Here is an 18121-nt window from a genome sequence, read left to right as displayed (position 1 = left end):
TCGTTCCAGGAGTCGAATCAAGTGGCTGCCCCTCTTAGCGGAAACGGATCCGGCGCTGCCGCCGCACGGCGTGCGTCGCCGATGTCGGCCTTCGCCGATCGCTGGATCCCGAAGCTCGTGCTCGCGCCGAGCGTCGCGATCGCCGTGGTGTTCATCTACGGCTTCATCCTGATTACCGGCTATCTGTCGCTGACCCGCTCGCGGCTGTTGCCCAACTACGAATTCGACGGCTTCGGCCGTTACACGGACCTGTTCCAGAACGACGTGTGGTGGACCTCCGCCGCGAACCTCGGGTGGTTCGGGATCCCGTTCATCGCGATCTGCGTCGGGCTCGGCCTGTTCCTCGCGATCCTGCTCGACCAGCGGATCCGCAACGAAGGCGCGCTGCGCGCGATCTTCCTGTACCCGATGGCGCTGTCGTTCATCGTGACCGGCACCGCATGGCAGTGGATCCTGAACCCGGGCCTCGGCCTCGAGAAGGTGATGCACGACTGGGGCTGGACGAGCTTCTCGTTCGGCTGGCTCGACGATCCGGACAAGGCGATCTTCTGCGTGGTGATCGCGGCCGTGTGGCAATCGACCGGCTTCGTGATGGCGCTGTTCCTCGCGGGGCTGCGCGGCGTCGACGGCGAGATCTTCAAGGCCGCGCAGGTCGACGGCGCGACGCTGCCCACCATCTACCGCAAGATCGTGATTCCGAGCATGCGCCCGGTGTTCTTCTCGGTGCTGCTGATCCTCTGCCACATCACGATCAAGACCTTCGACCTCGTCGTCGCGCTGACGGCGGGCGGCCCGGGCACGTCGTCGTCGCTGCCGGCCATGTTCATGTACACGTTTTCGTTCAACCGCGGCCAGCTCGGGCTCGGCGCGGCGTCCTCGGTGATGATGCTCGCGACCGTGGTCGCGGTGCTGGTGCCGCTGATGTATATGGAATCGAGGAGCACCCGCAATGCAGCCTAAGATGACGATCAGCCGGGCAGTGATCTATGCGGCACTGATCCTGTTCGCGCTGTATTTCCTGTTCCCGATCTACGTGATGCTGTCGACGTCGTTCAAGGACCTCGACCAGCTGCGCACCGGCAACCTGCTGACGCCGCCCACCACGTGGACCGTCGACCCGTGGGTGAAGGCATGGAGCGGCGCCTGTACCGGCGTGCGCTGCGACGGGATGAAGCCGTTCTTCCTGAACTCGCTGCAGATGGTGATTCCTGCCGTGCTGATCTCGTCGCTGATCGGCGCGTTCAACGGCTACGTGCTCACCCACTGGCGCTTTCGCGGCGCCGACGCGCTGTTCACGATGATGCTGGTCGGCTGCTTCATCCCGTTCCAGGTGATCCTGCTGCCGATGGCGCGCCTGCAGGGGATGCTCGGCCTCGCGAACACGATTCCGGGCCTCGTGTTCGTGCACGTCGTGTACGGGATCGCGTTCACGACGATGTTCTTCCGCAACTTCTACGTGAGCGTGCCGGCTGAACTCGTGAAGGCCGCGCGCATCGACGGCGCCGGCTTCTTCACGATCTTCACGAAGATCCTGCTGCCGGTGTCGCTGCCGATCTTCATGGTGTGCCTGATCTGGCAATTCACGCAAATCTGGAACGACTTCCTGTTCGGGATCGTGTTCTCCGGCGTCGATTCGATGCCGATCACGGTCGCGCTGAACAACCTCGTCAACACGTCGACGGGCGTGAAGGAATACAACGTCGACATGGCCGGCGCGATCATCGCCGCGCTGCCGACGCTGCTCGTCTACATCGTCGCCGGCCGCTACTTCGTGCGCGGGCTGACGGCGGGCGCGGTGAAGGGGTAGGCGCGGCTTCATCCGATACGACGAACCGGCCGCGCACCACGCGCGGCGCATCGAAACGAACCCGACGCGGCGCCCGAGCGCGCCGCGCGAGACGAGACAGAGGATTCACAGCATGGCAAGCCTTTCCATCCGTGACGTGTACAAGACCTACCCGAACGGGGTGCCGGTCCTGAAGGGTGTCGACATCGAGATCGAGGACGGACAGTTCCTGATCCTGGTCGGCGGTTCGGGCTGCGGGAAATCGACGTTGCTCAACATGATCGCCGGGCTCGAGACCGTCACGAGCGGCGAGATCTGCATCGACGGCAAGGTCGTCAACGACCTGTCGCCGAAGGATCGCGACATCGCGATGGTGTTCCAGTCGTACGCGCTGTATCCGTCGATGACGGTGCGCGAGAACATCTCGTTCGGCCTGAACATCCGCAAGGTGCCGAAGAACGAACAGCAGCAGATCGTCGACCGCGTGTCGGCGATGCTGCAGATCCAGCACCTGCTCGACCGCAAGCCGGGCCAGCTGTCGGGTGGCCAGCGCCAGCGCGTCGCGATGGGCCGCGCGCTCGCGCGCGATCCGTCGCTGTTCCTGTTCGACGAGCCGCTGTCGAACCTCGACGCGAAGCTGCGCATCGAGATGCGCGCGGAAATCAAGCTGCTGCACCAGCGTCTCGGGACGACGATCGTCTACGTGACGCACGACCAGATCGAGGCGATGACGCTCGGCGACCGGATCGCGGTGATGAAGGACGGCGTGGTCCAGCAGTTCGGCGCGCCGCAGGACATCTACGATTCGCCGTCGAACCTGTTCGTCGCGGGCTTCATCGGCGCGCCGCCGATGAACTTCATCAACGGCAAGCTGGTCGAGCAGGGCAGCGGGATCGCGCTCGAGATCGACACGGGCCTCGCGCGCAGCGCGCTGATCCTGCCGTTCGACGCGGCGAAGCTGAAGTCGCACGTCGGCCGCGAGGTGATCCTCGGCCTGCGTCCGGAGCGCATCACCGACGCGCGCAACGCACATCACGGCGAGGCATCGAAGCTGCAGCCGATCGACGTGCGCGTCGACGTGACGGAGCCGACCGGCCCGGACACGCACGTGTTCGCACAGGTGAACGGCAAACGGATCGTGAGCCGCGTGCACCCGGCCGCGAACCCGCAGCCGGGGCAGACGCAGTCGCTGCTGTTCGACGTGTCGAAGGCCGTGCTGTTCGATCCGGCGTCGGAAGAGCGGATCGCGTGACGCGACGCTTGCGCTGAACGAAAGACGAAGGGGCCGTTTCGATGAACGGCCCCTTTTTCGTTTCGGCGATGCGGCTGACGCGTCCACGGACGCGCCGGTCAATGCGGCAACCGTACGTCGAACTTGAACGTCGCGAGCCGTGCGACGAGGATGAAGCCGGTCGCGAGCAGCACGCTGTACACCGAGTCGAACTGCAGCCACACGAGCAGCAGGTAGAACCAGCAGCCGACGAACGCACAGGTCGCGTACGGCCGGGAATCGCGCAGGATCAGCGGAATGTCGTTGCACAGCACGTCGCGGACGATCCCGCCGACCACGCCGGTGATCACGCCCATCATCACCGCGATGAAGCGCGGCATCTCGGCGTCCAGCGCGATCGACGTGCCCGAGATGCTGAAAATGCCGAGCCCGATCGCGTCGGCGATCAGCAGCAGCCGTTCGGCCGACAGCCGCGACAGCATCCGCAGCACGAACGGCGCGAACAGCGCGAGCACGAAGATCGCGATCACGTAGTCGTCGTGCACGACCCAGTAGAACGGCCGGCGCTCGAGCAGGATGTCGCGCAGCGTGCCGCCGCCGAAGGCGGTCGCGAGCGCGACGACGAACGTGCCGACCGAGTCGAGGCGATTCTTGCGCGCCTCGATGAACCCCGAAATCGCGAAAGCCAGCGTGGCGATCGCCTCCAGTACCGCGATCGCGAGCGTCAGCCTAGGATGCGGCACGCGGCCCCCGGTCGGCCGGCGCCGCGTGCGGCTGCAGCAGCACGAGCACCGCCCCCGCGCCGCCGTCGTGGCCGCGCGCTTCGCAGAACGCGATCACTTCTTCCTTCTGCACGAGCCACGCGCGCACCTTGCCCTTCAGCACCGGTTCCTTGCCGATCGAGCCGAGCCCCTTGCCGTGGATCACGCGCAGGCAGCGCAGCCCTTTCTTGCCGGCTTCGCGGATGAATTCGGCGAGCGCATCGCGCGCTTCGTCGCGCCGCATGCCGTGCAGATCGATCTGCGCCTGCACGATCCACGCACCGCTGCGCAGCTTGCGCACGACGTCGCGGCTGATGCCGGGACGGTGGTAATAGAGCGAGTCGTCGCTGTCGAGCAGCGTCTCGGGATCGAATTCGTCGGACAGCGTCGCGTTCAGCACGGCTTCCTCGTCGCGCTGCGTCTGCTTCGGCACCGGGTCGGGCGGCATGCGGCCCGACGACGCGCGCGGCGGCGCGTTCAGCGGCCGGATCGTGCCGATTTCGTTGCGGAATAGGTTCGCGTCGGCTTCCGCCTTGCGCTCGGCCTGCGCGGCTTCGACGCGTGCGCGTTCGCGACGATCGGCCTCGCCTTGCAGCGATTTGCGCAACGCGCCGAGGCCCGCGAGCCCCTGGCCGCGCAACGCGGCCGCATCGGGCGCGGGTGGCGGCGCGGCGGGCGCCGGGGTCACGGGACGGGCAGCGATCTTCCGCTTCGCGGGATCGCTCGGATGGGGCTGGTTCTTCGCCATGATTCGGTAACAGGGCAGGCGCGTTCGGGCGCGCGGGCAAAAAAAAGCCGCTGCGCGGCGGCAGCGGCTTTCCGGTCGAGCCCGCTTCGCGGCAGCGGACGCCATTGTAGCGCCCGCCGCGGCAAGCCTTCCGGCTTACTTCTTGTCGTGCAGGCTTTCGAGGTAGCGCTGCGCGTCGAGCGCGGCCATGCAGCCCGTGCCCGCGCTGGTGATCGCCTGGCGGTACACGTTGTCCTGCACGTCGCCCGCGGCGAACACGCCCGGCACGCTCGTCGACGTCGCGTTGCCTTGCAGCCCGCTCTTCGTCAGGATGTAGCCGTCCTTCATCTCCAGCTGGCCCTGGAACAGATCGGTGTTCGGCTTGTGGCCGATCGCGACGAACACACCCTGCACGTGCAGGTCTTCCGTCGCGCCGGTCTTCACGTTCTTGATGCGCAGGCCCGTGACGCCCGACTCTTCGCCCGTCACTTCGTCGAGCACGTGATCCCACTTGATGTCGACGACGCCTTCCTTTTGCTTTTCCAGCAGGCGGTCGATCAGGATCGGCTCCGCGCGGAACTTGTCGCGGCGGTGGATCACCGTGACCTTCTTCGCGATGCCGGTCAGGTAGAGCGCTTCCTCTACCGCCGTGTTGCCGCCGCCGATCACCGCGACTTCCTGGTTGCGATAGAAGAAGCCGTCGCAGGTCGCGCAGGCCGACACGCCCTTGCCCATGAACGCTTCCTCGGAGGCCAGGCCGAGATACTGCGCGGACGCGCCGGTCGCGATGATCAGCGAGTCGCACGTGTATTCGCCCGAGTCGCCGATCAGCCGGATCGGCTTTTCGTGCAGCTTCGCGGTGTGGATGTGGTCGAAGACGATTTCGGTGTTGAAGCGCTCCGCGTGCTCCTGGAAGCGCGCCATCAGTTCCGGCCCTTGCACGCCCTTCGCGTCCGCCGGCCAGTTTTCGACGTCGGTCGTGGTCATCAGCTGGCCGCCCTGCGCGATGCCGGTGATCAGCACCGGGGACAGGTTGGCGCGTGCCGCATAGACGGCGGCCGTGTAGCCGGCGGGGCCGGAACCGAGAATCAGGACTTTGGCGTGTTTGGGCGTGGACATGTGCGAATCCGTAAAAGGCGGCTGCGGCGGGCGGGATGCGGCTCGCCGGACGGTCCGGGGTGACCGGGATGCCGTCATAGATGGGTATCAGACGGGCATTATAAAGGCCCCGTTGCTGCGCTGCCGAACGAGAGTTTCAATCGTGGCGATAGCGTTTCGCGGCGTGCCCCGCGTATCGCGGCGGCGAGGCGGGCGGCAGCCTCGCCGGCGGCGGCGCGTTGTCGCAGACGTGGGCCTCGGCTCCGCATGGCGCGGCCGGCCACGCCGGTTCGGCGCCCGGTCCCCGCTATGTAACCGTCATTTACACTTGGCGGCGCGGTGCAGCGTTTACAATAAGCGCGATCGAACGACAGGCGGGCGCACGGCCCGTCCTCTTTATACGGATTCATGGCAAAAGCTCCTTATTCCGCCCAGGCACAGGCGTTGCCGCACCGGATGTCGAAGCTCCTCACGGAGATCCGCTGGATTCTCCAGGTTGCGCTCTGCGCTTTTCTGGTGATGGCCCTGCTGAGCTACAGCCGGCGCGATCCGAGCTGGACGCACGCCGCCCAGGTCGATCACATCTCGAACTGGGCCGGTCGCGTCGGCGCGTGGACGGCCGACATCATCCTGCTGCTGTTCGGCCTGTCGGCCTACTGGCTGATCGTGCCGCTCGGGCGGCGCATCGCCGTCAACTACCGCCGCATCACGCGCCACGACGCGATTCCGGACGAACCGGAGCGGCCGATCGGCTGGCTCACCGAGATCTTCGCGTTCGTGCTGGTCGTGCTCGCATGCGACGGCATCGAGGCGCTGCGCATGTGGTCGCTGAAGGTGCAGTTGCCGCGCGCGCCGGGCGGCGTCGTCGGCGAGGCCGTCGCCGGTGCGATGTCGCACGCGTTCGGCTTCACGGGCGGCACGCTGCTGCTGCTGATCGCGCTCGCGATCGGCCTGTCGCTGTATTTCCGTTTCTCGTGGCTGTCGGTCGCCGAGCGCGTCGGCGGCGCGATCCTGTCCGCGGTCAACGTCGCGAAGCTGCGCCGCGAGGCCGAGCGCGACCGCAAGCTCGGCGAGGCCGCTGCCGTGCGCCGTGAAGGCAAGGTCGAGGAGGAGCGCGTGCGCATCGAGGATCACGAGCCGGTGACGATCGTGCCGCCGGTCGTCACGCCGGCGAAGTCCGAGCGCGTCGAGCGCGAACGCCAGGTGCCGCTCTTTACCGACCTGCCGGGCGATTCGACGCTGCCGCCGGTGTCGCTGCTCGACCCGGCGCCGAAGACGCAGGAAGCGATTTCCGCCGATACGCTCGAATTCACGTCGCGGCTGATCGAGAAGAAGCTGAAGGACTTCGGCGTCGAGGCGAGCGTCGTCGCCGCGTATCCGGGCCCGGTCGTCACGCGCTACGAGATCGAGCCGGCCACCGGCGTGAAGGGCAGCCAGATCGTCAACCTCGCGAAGGATCTCGCGCGTTCGCTGTCGCTCGTGTCGATCCGCGTGGTCGAGACGATTCCCGGCAAGAACTACATGGCGCTCGAGCTGCCGAACCAGCGTCGGCAGACGGTGCACCTGTCCGAGATCATCGGCTCCGAGGTGTATGCGGCCGCATCGTCGGCGCTGACGCTGAGCCTCGGCAAGGACATCGGCGGCAAGCCGGTGTGCGCGGATCTCGCGAAGATGCCGCACTTGCTGGTGGCCGGCACGACCGGTTCGGGCAAGTCGGTCGGGATCAACGCGATGATCCTGTCGCTGCTGTACAAGGCCACCGCCGAGCAGGTGCGCCTGATCCTGATCGATCCGAAGATGCTCGAAATGAGCGTCTACGAAGGCATTCCGCACCTGCTGTGCCCGGTCGTCACCGACATGCGCCAGGCTGGCCACGCGCTGAACTGGACGGTCGCGGAGATGGAGCGCCGCTACAAGCTGATGAGCAAGCTCGGCGTGCGCAACCTCGCCGGCTACAACAACAAGATCGACGAGGCGGCGAAGCGCGAGGAGAAGATCCCGAACCCGTTCAGCCTGACGCCGGAAGATCCTGAGCCGCTCGGCCGCCTGCCGAACATCGTCGTCGTGATCGACGAGCTGGCCGACCTGATGATGGTCGTCGGCAAGAAGGTCGAGGAGCTGATCGCGCGGATCGCGCAGAAGGCGCGCGCGGCCGGCATCCACCTGATCCTCGCGACGCAGCGGCCGTCGGTCGACGTGATCACGGGCCTGATCAAGGCGAACGTGCCGACGCGGATCGCGTTCCAGGTGTCGTCGAAGATCGACTCGCGCACGATTCTCGACCAGATGGGCGCCGAATCGCTGCTCGGGATGGGCGACATGCTGTATCTGCCGCCCGGCTCGGGGCTGCCCGTGCGCGTGCACGGCGCGTTCGTCGCCGACGACGAAGTGCATCGTGTCGTCGAGAAGCTCAAGGAGCAGGGCGAGCCGAACTACGTCGAGGGTCTGCTCGAAGGCGGCACCGCCGACGGCGACGAGGGCTCGGCCGGCGCGGGAACCGGCGAAGGCGGCGGCGAGTCTGATCCGCTGTACGACCAGGCGGTCGAGATCGTCATCAAGAACCGCCGCGCGTCGATCTCGCTCGTGCAGCGTCATCTGCGGATCGGCTACAACCGCGCGGCGCGGCTGCTCGAGCAGATGGAGCAGTCGGGGCTCGTGTCGGCGATGTCGTCGAGCGGCAACCGCGAAATTCTTGTGCCGGCGCGCGACGCGGAATGAGTCCGCGGCGCCCGCGGCGCCGGCCACCCACGGAGAAAACCGCATCATGCAGCAACTTTCGTTCGCCCCTTCCCTTCGTTCGACGCGGCGCTGGCTTGGCGCGGCGCTCGCCGGCGCGTCGCTGATGCTCGCGGCGACGCACGCGTTCGCGGGCGGCACCGAGCAACTGAAGGCCTTCGTGTCGCAGGTCCGTTCGGCGAAGGGCGATTTCACGCAGCAGATCGTCAAGGCGCCGGCCAAGGGCGCGAGCGCCGCGCAGGCCGCGCCGAAGCCCACCGACAATTCGAGCGGCACGTTCGTGTTCGCACGGCCGGGCAAGTTCATCTGGACGTATCAGAAGCCGTACCAGCAGGTGCTGCAGGCCGACGGCGACAAGCTCTACGTGTACGACCGCGACCTGAACCAGGTCACCGAGCGCAAGCTGAACGGCGCGCTGGGCGCGAGCCCGGCGGCGATCCTGTTCGGCAGCAACGATCTCGACAAGAACTACACGCTGCGCGATGCGGGCGAGAAGGGCGGCATCGAGTGGCTCGAGATGCTGCCGAAGGCGCAGGACACGCAGTTCCAGCGGATCGGCATCGGTTTCCGCAACGGCACGCTCGCCGCGATGGAACTGCACGACGTGTTCGGCAACGTGACGCTGCTGACCTTCACGAACATCCAGACGAACCCGTCGCTGAAGGGCGATACGTTCAAGTTCGTCGTGCCGAAGGGCGCGGACGTGATCAACGGCTGATCTCCGTTGCACGTTTTCCCGACACGGGCCTGCCGGCAACGGCGGGCCCGTGTTGTTTTGGGACGCGTGTAACGGACACGTGTAACGGACGCGTGTAACGGACGTGTGCAACGGACGTGTGCAACGGACGTGTGCAACAGGTGCGGGCACCAGGCCCGGCGGCGCGTTCGCGCGGCTGTCATAATGTCAGGTCCGGCGGCCGGTTCGGCCGCGACCGTTTGATGTGGAGCGAGGGTTCATGTCCGACCTGTTTCAAGTCGAGCCGCGCCGCCCGCTCGCCGAGGCGCTGCGGCCGAAAACGCTCGCCGAGGTGATCGGCCAGACGCATTTGCTGGGCGAAGGCAAGCCGTTGCGGCTCGCGTTCGAATCCGGCAAGCCGCATTCGATGATCCTGTGGGGGCCGCCCGGCGTCGGCAAGACGACGCTCGCGCGGCTCACCGCGCTTGCGTTCGACTGCGAGTTCATCGCGCTGTCCGCGGTGCTCGGCGGCGTGAAGGACATCCGCGAGTCGATGGAGCAGGCGAAGGACACGCTGAACCGTACCGGCCGCCACACGATCCTGTTCGTCGACGAGATCCACCGTTTCAACAAGGGGCAGCAGGATGCGCTGCTGCCGTTCGTCGAGTCGGGCCTCGTGACCTTCATTGGCGCGACGACCGAAAACCCGAGTTTCGAGGTCAATTCGGCATTGCTGTCGCGGGCGCAGGTGTACGTGCTGAAGTCGCTGAACGACGACGAGATGCGCCAGTTGCTGAAACGTGCGCAGGAAATCGCGCTCGACGGCCTCGCGTTCGACGACAAGGCGATCGATACGTTGGTCGGCTACGCGGACGGCGACGCGCGCCGCTTCCTGAACCTGCTCGAACAGGCGCAGACGGCGGCGACGTCGGCCGGGGTCACGACGATCGATGCCGATTTCGTCAGCAACGCGATGACGCTGAACGCGCGGCGCTTCGACAAGGGCGGCGACAACTTCTACGACCAGATTTCGGCGCTGCACAAGTCGGTGCGCGGATCGAGCCCGGACGGCGCGCTGTACTGGTTCTGCCGGATGATCGACGGCGGCGCGGATCCGAAGTATCTCGCGCGGCGCATCGTGCGGATGGCGTGGGAAGACATCGGCCTGGCCGACCCGCGCGCGTTGCAGGTGGCGAACGACGCGGCCGAAACCTATGAACGGCTCGGCTCGCCGGAAGGCGAACTCGCGCTCGGGCAGGCCGTGATCTATCTCGCGTGCGCGGCGAAGAGCAACGCCGGCTACAACGCGTTCAACCAGGCGATGGCGTTCGTGAAGCAGGACAAGTCGCGCGAGGTGCCCGTGCACCTGCGCAACGCGCCGACCAGGCTGATGAAGGAGCTCGGCTACGGTCACGCTTATCGTTACGCGCACGACGAGCCGAACGCGTACGCGGCCGGCGAGACGTACCTGCCGGACGGGATGCGCGAGCCGCGCTGGTATCAGCCGGTGCCGCGCGGGCTGGAGTCGAAGATCGCCGAGAAGCTCGCATGGCTGCGCGAGCTCGATCGCGAGGCCGGCAAGAAGGATTGACGGCGCCGCCCGCGCCGGTTCGATCCGCGCTGCCGCGCAGGCGTCAGCGCTTGCGGGCCGGTTGCTGTTTCTTCCAGTATTCGAACGGCTCTTCGTGGCATTCGATGTCGAGTTCGGCGACCCGCGCATGCAGGCGTTCCTGCGCGTCGGCGATCGCGAGGTTGTAGATCGCCGGCGCGACTTCCTGAATGAAGAAATGCAGCAGCGCGCCGGCCTGGATGTTGCCGATCGGCTCGTCCATGTTTTCTGTGAAATAGCGTTGCAGCGACGCGATCGCGCGGTCGCGAACATCCTTGTCGAGTTCGATGGTCATCGGATTCCTTGGGGCTGTGACGCGGAGCCGGCGCTCCGCCCGATTCGGTTGCCGCCAGCCGGCGCGGGCGTGGTGCGATCCCGTCATGGCCACGCGCTCGGCAGTTCGCCGGCCGCCGATGCGGCGGACCGCGAATGCGATACTGCCATGGCTGCCCATTTGCGGCATTGTCCATCCGGCCGACGCCGTGGCGGCCGCGCGGTGCGTTAGAATTCCCGTCTTACACAACGATTTTCCAAGTCCTCCCATGCTCGACATCCAGTTGCTGCGCAAAGACCTCGACGGCGTCGCCAAGCGCCTCGCCGATCGCGGCTACACCCTCGACGTCGCCGCGTTCTCCGCACTCGAAGCGGAACGCCGCGCGATCCAGACCCACACCGAAGAGCTCCAGGCGCGCCGCAACAGCCTGTCGAAGCAGATCGGCGCGATGAAGGGCAAGGGCGAGGACACGTCGGCCGTGATGGCCGAGGTCAGCGGGATCGGCGATGACATGAAGGCGTCGGAAGCCAAGCTGGGCGAGATCCAGGCGCGCCTGTCCGACCTGATGCTGGGCATGCCGAACGTCGCGCACGAAAGCGTGCCGGTCGGCAAGGACGAAGCCGACAACGTCGAGGTGCGCCGCTGGGGCACGCCGCGCCAGTTCGACTTCGCGGTGAAGGATCACGTCGACGTCGGCACGCCGCTCGGCCTCGATTTCGAGACGGGCGCGAAGCTCGCCGGTGCGCGCTTCACGATGCTGCGCGGCCCGATCGCGCGCCTGCACCGCGCACTCGCGCAGTTCATGATCGATACGCACACGCAGCAGCACGGCTATACCGAAACGTATACGCCGTACATCGTGAACCCGGAGATCCTGTACGGCACGGGCCAGTTGCCGAAGTTCGCGGACGACATGTTCCGCGTCGAGAAGGGCGGTGCGGAAAACACGGTCACGCAATACCTGATCTCCACGTCCGAGATTTCGCTGACGAATACCGTGCGCGAGTCGATCGTCGACGCCTCCGCGCTGCCGATCAAGCTCACCGCGCATTCCCCGTGCTTCCGCTCGGAAGCCGGTTCGTACGGCCGCGACACGCGCGGGATGATCCGTCAGCACCAGTTCGACAAGGTCGAGATGGTGCAGGTCGTCGCGCCGGAAACGTCGTACGCGGCGCTCGACGAAATGGTCGGCCACGCGGAAGCGATCCTCCAGAAGCTCGGCCTGCCGTACCGCGTGATCACGCTGTGCACGGGCGACATGGGCTTTTCGGCCGCGAAGACGTTCGACCTTGAGGTGTGGCTGCCCGCGCAGAACACCTATCGCGAGATCTCGAGCTGCTCGAACACCGAGGCGTTCCAGGCGCGCCGGATGCAGGCGCGGTTCCGCAACGCGCACGGCAAGCCGGAGCTCGTGCATACGCTGAACGGTTCGGGTCTGGCGGTCGGCCGCACGCTCGTCGCGGTGCTGGAGAACTACCAGAACGCGGACGGCTCGGTCACGGTGCCGGAAGTGCTGCGTCCGTACATGGGCGGCATGGAGCGGATCGACGCGCCGGCACAGGCGTCGTAACGCGGGTCTTTCGGAGCCTTCGCAAAAAATTTGCAGAAAGGGCTTGTCAGCCTCGAAGCGATCGTCTTATAATCTTTTTCTCGCGGAAACGACCAGCCGCGAAATGCAGCAAGGAAGGAGAGGTGGCAGAGTGGTCGAATGTACCTGACTCGAAATCAGGCGTACGGTTTCCCCGTACCGTGGGTTCGAATCCCACCCTCTCCGCCAAAATACGAAGCCCCTTGATCCGGAAGGATCAAGGGGTTTTTCGTTTTGGGTCGTCGGTGCAACGTGTCGATTACGGATGCGGTGACGACAGGCTGGCTACGACGGCTGCATCGGATCGTGCCGGCGCGATCCTGCCGCATCTTCGATGCCGGCTCGCTGCATGACGAATACCGCGGCCCCGTGACGCACCGACTGTCGGAAGTCCTGACGGTTTTGCATGGCTGACTGCCGTCGTCACCGGGCCATGTCCGCGTTGCCGGAAATGGCGTGACGGCGTCGCTGTCGCACCGTGCGCATGCAAACCGGTTGCCGGCGCGCCAACCGTCTCCCACAGCCCTCGCCGGCTTCTACACAGTCCTGCCGACCCATCACCCCGCCGCCGGATACTGCGCCAGCACCCTGTCGCGGATCGACGGCTTGATATTCGATTGCGCCATGTCGCCGCGATAGTGCGCGACGACTCGCGGATTCATCACGCGATACCAGAGCGGCGGTACGTACGCGAACAGGATCATCGTCGCGTAGCCGGCCGGCAATTGCGGCGCATCGTCGAAGTGGCGCAGCGCCTGGTACGAGCGCGTCGGATTCGCGTGATGGTCGGCGTGTCGCTGCAACTGGTACAGGAACAGGTTCGTGACGACGTGATTGCTGTTCCACGAATGCTGCGGCGTGCAGCGCTCGTAGCGCCCGTTCGGCAGCTTGCGGCGGCCGAGCCCGTAGTGCTCGACGTAATTCACGACTTCGAGCAGCGACGCGCCGTAGACGGCCTGGATCACGAGGAACGGGATCACGACCTTGCCGGCCATCGCGATCGCGATGCCCCACACGACGACAGTCATCGCCCATGCGTGAAGCACTTCGTTGCGCCAGGTCCACGGCGAATGGCCGAGCCGTTCGAGGCGAGCCTTCTCGAGCCGCCACGCGGAGCGGATGCTGCCCGTCACCGTACGCGGCAGGAACGCCCAGAACGACTCGCCGTAGCGCGCGCTCGCCGGATCCTCGGCCGTCGCGACGCGCACGTGATGGCCGCGATTGTGCTCGACGTAGAAGTGGCCGTACGCGACCGGCGCGAGCGTGATCTTCGCGAGCCAGCGTTCGAAGCGGTCGGTCTTGTGCCCGAGTTCGTGCGCGGTGTTGATCGAGATGCCCGTCGCGGCGCCGAGAGACAGCGCGAAGCCGACGTAGTCGTACCACGCGAGCGCGTGCGTGCCGACGATCCAGACGCACATGAAGAATGCGACGTATTCGACGAAAGTTGCGAGATAGACGATGTACCGGTAATAGCGCTCGCGTTCGAGGTGCGGCACGACGGCCTCGGGCGGATTGTCGCGATCGTCGCCGATCAGCGTGTCGAGAATCGGGATCACGCCGAACGCGAACAGCGGGCCGAACCACCAGAACACGTGAAGGCCCGTCGACAGCGCGAGTTGCGCGGCGAGGATCGGCAGCGTGATCGTCAGCGCGCCGAGCAGCCACAGGTAACGCTTGCCATCCGACCAGCCCGAGGCCGATCCGTCGGTCATTGCCATTGTCTCCCTCCAGTCGGCCGGCCCGCGGGCGGCCGCATGCAAGATTGTTCGAATCCACGTGGTCCGCGACGCGCGCGGCAGCGCCGGATCGTTGCCCGGTTCTGCCTGTTATACGACCGGTGCGCGCGCTTGCCAAACCCGCGCGCTAGGCGCGGCGCTCCAAACGACGGGTGGCGCGAGACGCAGGGCGGGGCGGGGCCGCTACGCGCGGATTGAAACGTACCGATGACGGCGGATCGGCCCGCGCGGCGGCGCGTTCGTCAGACGATTGGCTCGGCGTGCGGCGCGCACAGGCCGGTGTGACGGGGCTGCAACAGATGTTGCGTCGCAATAATGAGGCTGCCGAAGTATGGGCGCCGTGCGCTTTGGTTCGCTTATATTACGTAGCGTTACGGCCGCGGCGACGCGTTGCAACGCGGTTCGAGACCGGCCGGCCGCGCACCGCAAGGAGAACGACGCGTAGCGCCGGATCACGCGATCGCGCTCACCCTTCCGTCGTCCGCGTCGATGCCCCGATGCTGCACCTGCACACCGAGCGGTGCGGGTCGTCGCTGATGACATCTGCCGCCTTTCGATCCGCGCCGCCATTTGAAAATTACGATTTGACTCATGCCCCGCTTTCGGTTGAAGCTACTAGCTTGCTGTCCGAAGGGGGCTGTGCCTGCATGAGTTCGACCTTGACCGTTCGTCGTATCGCTGCCGACCAGGGCGGCGTGTATCGCGAACTCCGCGCCGCATCGCTGCGTGAGCCCTATGCGCCCGGCGAAGCGCCGGAGGCCGAATTGCTGACCGTCGAAACGGACGCGGCGTCGGCGATCGCCGCGCAGCGCGCCGTGTCCGACGAGTCGACGACTTTCCTGCTGTACACCGAAGGCCACCCGGCGGGCATGATCGGCGCGTATTTCGACAACACGCCCGATCGGCGCGCGTTCGTCAGCGAACTGTGGGTCGCGCATGCGGTGCGTCATCTGCGGGGCGGCGTGCTGCTGCTGGAGACGGCCACCGCATGGCTCGCCGAGCGCGGCGCCACCGACGTCTACGCGTGGATCGCCGATGCGAATCGCAACGCGATCCGTTTCTACGAGCGTGCCGGTTTCGGCAACACCGGCGAACATGCGCCGATCGCGCGGATGCCCGGCGCGATGAAATCGCTGTTCGTGTCGCAGGTGAAGCACTGACCCGACCTCGAAATAGCCCGCCGCGCGGCGCGACAAAAGTCCGATCGCCCGCTGGCCTGCCCGCCTGCCGGTTGCGCGTCCGCCCGGGCCGCCGCAACCCTGAGTCCCAAAAATAATGGCCGCCCGCGTGGACGCCTGTAAAATACGCAAAAAATTTTTGCAGAGTGTCCATGTCGCTTAAAAAATCGCCATTCTTCGAGCTGCGCAGCGGATCGGTCGATACGTTGCTGTTCACCGTGAAGACGACCGATCTCGATGCGTTGCGTACCGAACTGGTCAAGCGCTTCGAAGCGACTCCCGAGTTTTTCGCCGACGATGTCGTCGCGATCGACGTCCGCCGCCTGGCTGACGGCGAGCGCGTCGCGCTCGCGGACATCCGCCAGATGCTGAACGACGTGCGGATGCGTCCGGTGGGCGTCGTCGCACTGGCAACGCAGGGCTGGGCGGGGGAAGCCGGCCTGCCGTTGCTGGAGGCGCGCGATCGCCGCGCGCCGGCCGCGAAACCTGCCGACGAAGCGGAGCCGGCGGCCGTGCCAGCCGTCGAGCCCGCCGCCGCAGCGGCAGCCGCAGCGGCGCCCGAACAGCCGTCGGAGCCCGCGCCGACGCTCGTGCAGGCCGGCGGCCAGACGCTGGTGATCGACCGGCCGTTGCGTTCGGGGCAGCAGATTTACGCGAAAGGAGACCTCGTGGTGCTCGCGCCGGTCAGTCACGGCGCGGAAATCATCGCGGAAGGCAATATCCACATCTACGCGCCGTTGCGCGGCCGCGCGCTCGCGGGCGTGCACGGCAATCACGACGCGCGCATTTTCTGCACGTGTCTCGAACCGGAACTGATTTCGATCGCGGGTATCTATCGAACGACCGAGAACCCGCTGCCCGCCGACGTACTGGGCAAATCGGTACAGATCCGGCTCGAAGAGGAAAAACTGATGATCGAACCGCTGCGCCTGACGTGATTCACGCGGTGCGCTCCGGATCGATCGGCTCTCATTGACGAACACAGGGTATTGGGTAAATGGCAAAAATCATCGTGGTGACCTCGGGCAAGGGCGGCGTGGGCAAGACGACGACGAGCGCGAGCTTCGCGTCGGGTCTCGCGCTGCGCGGCCACAAGACGGCCGTGATCGACTTCGACGTCGGCCTGCGCAACCTCGATCTCATCATGGGCTGCGAGCGTCGCGTCGTGTATGACCTCGTGAACGTGATCCAGGGCGAAGCGAACCTGAACCAGGCGCTGATCAAGGACAAGAAGTGCGAGAACCTGTTCATCCTGCCGGCGTCGCAGACGCGCGACAAGGATGCGCTGACGCGCGACGGCGTCGAGAAGGTGCTGAACGACCTCGTCGCGATGGACTTCGAATACATCGTCTGCGATTCGCCGGCCGGTATCGAAGCCGGCGCGCTGCATGCGATGTACTTCGCGGATGAAGCGCTGATCGTCACGAACCCGGAAGTGTCGTCGGTGCGCGACTCGGACCGCATTCTCGGCATCCTGTCGTCGAAGACGAAGCGCGCGACCGAAGGCAAGGAGCCGATCAAGGAACACCTGCTGATCACGCGTTACAGCCCGAAGCGCGTGAGCGAAGGCGAGATGCTGTCGCTCGAGGACATCAGCGAGATCCTGCGCATCAAGCTGATCGGCGTGGTGCCCGAGTCGGAAGCCGTGCTGCATGCGTCGAACCAGGGTCTGCCGGCCGTGCATATCGACGGTACCGACGTTGCGGAAGCGTACAAGGACGTCGTTGCCCGCTTTCTCGGCGAGGACAAGCCGCTGCGCTTCACCGATTACCAGAAGCCGGGCCTGCTGCAGCGCCTCTTCGGCAGCAAGTAACGGAGGCCGCCCATGTCCATCCTTTCGTTTCTCCTCGGCGAGAAGAAGAAGTCCGCATCGGTCGCGAAGGAGCGCCTGCAGCTCATCATCGCGCACGAGCGGGTCGGCGGCCGGCCGCCTGCCGATTACCTGCCGGCGCTGCAGAAAGAGCTCGTCGCGGTCATCTCGAAGTACGTCCATATTTCGGACGATGACATCCGCGTGAGCCTCGAGCGCCAGGACGATCTCGAAGTCCTCGAAGTGAAGATCGAGATCCCGCAAGCCTGACGCTGAGCGCGTGTCCCTCCGCACGGCGGCGCCCGCCGCCGTGCGCGTCTTACGCCCTGTTGCACTTTCGGGCGCGCCGTAACACGACGCCTGTCGTCCGTCATCGACCCTCCCGCATTGAACGAATACGCTCACGTGTGTTGTTCAACCAGGAGGTTGTGATGGCTGTCTCTACCGTTTCACGTCGTATCGTTTCGCTCGTGCTGTTCGCCGCGAGCCTGTCGGCCGTCGTCGCGCCGTTCGCCGCGCATGCGGACGAGATTCTCGTCGGCACGCCCGTGATCGCGCCGCAGGGACGCATGGTCATCACGGAGCCGGTCGCCGTGCCTACCGGGGAAATCGTCGCCGTCGCGCCGAATGCGCCGCCGCCCGTGCGCTACGAGGTCGTACCGGCCACGCGCGTGGGCTACGTGTGGGAGCGCGGGCACTGGCATTGGGAGCATGGGCGCTACGTGTGGATCGGCGGCCACTGGGAGGCCGAGCGCGTCGGCATGCAGTGGGTGCCCGGGCATTGGGACCAGCGCGGCCCGAACTGGTTCTGGACCCGCGGCCACTGGGCTTGATGGCGGCGCGCGATGAAAAGAACCGCAATCGCCATCGCGCTCGTCGCGATCACACTGGCCGGGTGCATCGTCGTGCCG

At 66.2% G+C, this 18121-nt stretch carries 17 protein-coding genes and 1 tRNA gene; 13 read left to right on the top strand and 5 right to left on the bottom strand.

All coding sequences use genetic code 11. From position 1 onward, the window contains the following. Positions 1-21 precede the first annotated feature (21 nt). From A9Z05_RS29185 to A9Z05_RS29175, 3 genes are all read left to right on the top strand, one after another. Positions 22-960, top strand: a complete 939-nt coding sequence (locus tag A9Z05_RS29185; RefSeq protein WP_069621130.1) for a carbohydrate ABC transporter permease — start codon at positions 22-24, stop codon at positions 958-960. Further along, on the top strand, positions 950-1807 hold the full coding sequence (locus tag A9Z05_RS29180) for a carbohydrate ABC transporter permease (RefSeq protein ID WP_011544828.1): 858 nt from the start codon (positions 950-952) through the stop codon (positions 1805-1807). Before A9Z05_RS29185 ends, A9Z05_RS29180 begins: the two co-directional genes overlap by 11 nt. A gap of 112 nt (positions 1808-1919) precedes the next feature. Then, positions 1920-3038: an ABC transporter ATP-binding protein gene (locus tag A9Z05_RS29175; RefSeq protein ID WP_069621129.1), complete on the top strand. Its 1119-nt coding sequence runs from the start codon at positions 1920-1922 to the stop codon at positions 3036-3038. Between the two features lie 98 nt (positions 3039-3136). On the opposite strand, the gene A9Z05_RS29170 is transcribed toward A9Z05_RS29175, so the two are convergent. From A9Z05_RS29170 to trxB, 3 genes are all read right to left on the bottom strand, one after another. After that, complete coding sequence (locus tag A9Z05_RS29170) at positions 3137-3760, bottom strand: trimeric intracellular cation channel family protein (RefSeq protein WP_069621128.1); 624 nt, start codon at positions 3758-3760, stop codon at positions 3137-3139. Further along, the gene (locus A9Z05_RS29165; protein WP_069621127.1) at positions 3747-4526 is read right to left on the bottom strand and encodes a Smr/MutS family protein; all 780 of its coding nucleotides are present in this window, start codon (positions 4524-4526) and stop codon (positions 3747-3749) included. Before A9Z05_RS29165 ends, A9Z05_RS29170 begins: the two co-directional genes overlap by 14 nt. 135 nt (positions 4527-4661) lie before the next feature. Then, on the bottom strand, positions 4662-5624 hold the full coding sequence (gene trxB, locus A9Z05_RS29160) for a thioredoxin-disulfide reductase (protein WP_050011600.1): 963 nt from the start codon (positions 5622-5624) through the stop codon (positions 4662-4664). Between the two features lie 387 nt (positions 5625-6011). On the opposite strand from trxB, the gene A9Z05_RS29155 reads away from it, so the two are divergent. The 3 genes from A9Z05_RS29155 to A9Z05_RS29145 all read left to right on the top strand — a co-directional run bounded on the left by A9Z05_RS29155 (position 6012) and on the right by A9Z05_RS29145 (position 10606). Continuing rightward, a complete protein-coding gene (locus A9Z05_RS29155) occupies positions 6012-8321 on the top strand; it encodes a DNA translocase FtsK (RefSeq protein ID WP_069621126.1) in 2310 nt (769 codons plus the stop codon). Between the two features lie 46 nt (positions 8322-8367). Next, positions 8368-9057: an outer membrane lipoprotein chaperone LolA gene (gene lolA / locus A9Z05_RS29150; RefSeq protein WP_069621125.1), complete on the top strand. Its 690-nt coding sequence runs from the start codon at positions 8368-8370 to the stop codon at positions 9055-9057. A gap of 238 nt (positions 9058-9295) precedes the next feature. Beyond that, on the top strand, positions 9296-10606 hold the full coding sequence (locus tag A9Z05_RS29145; RefSeq protein WP_069621124.1) for a replication-associated recombination protein A: 1311 nt from the start codon (positions 9296-9298) through the stop codon (positions 10604-10606). 43 nt (positions 10607-10649) lie between these two features. Here the strand turns inward: A9Z05_RS29145 and A9Z05_RS29140 are convergent, their stop codons facing one another. Next, positions 10650-10919 carry a DUF2164 domain-containing protein gene (locus A9Z05_RS29140; protein WP_050011597.1) on the bottom strand — a complete coding sequence of 90 codons (270 nt, stop codon included), beginning with the start codon at positions 10917-10919 and terminating at the stop codon, positions 10650-10652. Positions 10920-11166: 247 nt separating this feature from the next. Here A9Z05_RS29140 and serS point away from each other — a divergent pair, with 247 nt between their 5' ends. Further along, positions 11167-12468: a serine--tRNA ligase gene (gene serS, locus A9Z05_RS29135; protein ID WP_069621123.1), complete on the top strand. Its 1302-nt coding sequence runs from the start codon at positions 11167-11169 to the stop codon at positions 12466-12468. Between the two features lie 116 nt (positions 12469-12584). Continuing rightward, a tRNA-Ser gene (locus A9Z05_RS29130) sits at positions 12585-12675 on the top strand. A gap of 368 nt (positions 12676-13043) precedes the next feature. Here A9Z05_RS29130 and A9Z05_RS29125 read toward each other — a convergent pair. Continuing rightward, positions 13044-14204 (bottom strand): alkane 1-monooxygenase, encoded by a 1161-nt coding sequence (locus A9Z05_RS29125; protein WP_069621122.1) that lies wholly within the window; start codon positions 14202-14204, stop codon positions 13044-13046. Between the two features lie 554 nt (positions 14205-14758). On the opposite strand from A9Z05_RS29125, the gene A9Z05_RS29120 reads away from it, so the two are divergent. The 5 genes from A9Z05_RS29120 to A9Z05_RS29100 all read left to right on the top strand — a co-directional run bounded on the left by A9Z05_RS29120 (position 14759) and on the right by A9Z05_RS29100 (position 18043). Continuing rightward, entirely contained in the window at positions 14759-15382 is a 624-nt protein-coding gene (locus A9Z05_RS29120) for a GNAT family N-acetyltransferase (RefSeq protein ID WP_226093718.1), read from the top strand. 170 nt (positions 15383-15552) lie between these two features. Further along, the gene (minC, locus tag A9Z05_RS29115) at positions 15553-16338 is read left to right on the top strand and encodes a septum site-determining protein MinC (RefSeq protein ID WP_046545139.1); all 786 of its coding nucleotides are present in this window, start codon (positions 15553-15555) and stop codon (positions 16336-16338) included. A 59-nt stretch (positions 16339-16397) separates the two neighbouring features. Next, positions 16398-17213: a septum site-determining protein MinD gene (gene minD, locus A9Z05_RS29110; RefSeq protein WP_006476635.1), complete on the top strand. Its 816-nt coding sequence runs from the start codon at positions 16398-16400 to the stop codon at positions 17211-17213. A 12-nt stretch (positions 17214-17225) separates the two neighbouring features. After that, positions 17226-17480 carry a cell division topological specificity factor MinE gene (gene minE / locus A9Z05_RS29105; RefSeq protein ID WP_006476634.1) on the top strand — a complete coding sequence of 85 codons (255 nt, stop codon included), beginning with the start codon at positions 17226-17228 and terminating at the stop codon, positions 17478-17480. Between the two features lie 161 nt (positions 17481-17641). Beyond that, a complete protein-coding gene (locus A9Z05_RS29100) occupies positions 17642-18043 on the top strand; it encodes a YXWGXW repeat-containing protein (protein ID WP_069621121.1) in 402 nt (133 codons plus the stop codon). The last annotated feature ends 78 nt before the right edge of the window (positions 18044-18121 follow it).

The sequence above is a fragment of the Burkholderia sp. A2 genome, from assembly GCF_001729305.1.
Lineage (GTDB): Bacteria > Pseudomonadota > Gammaproteobacteria > Burkholderiales > Burkholderiaceae > Burkholderia > Burkholderia sola.
This window is presented reverse-complemented; position numbering and strand designations above follow the sequence as displayed.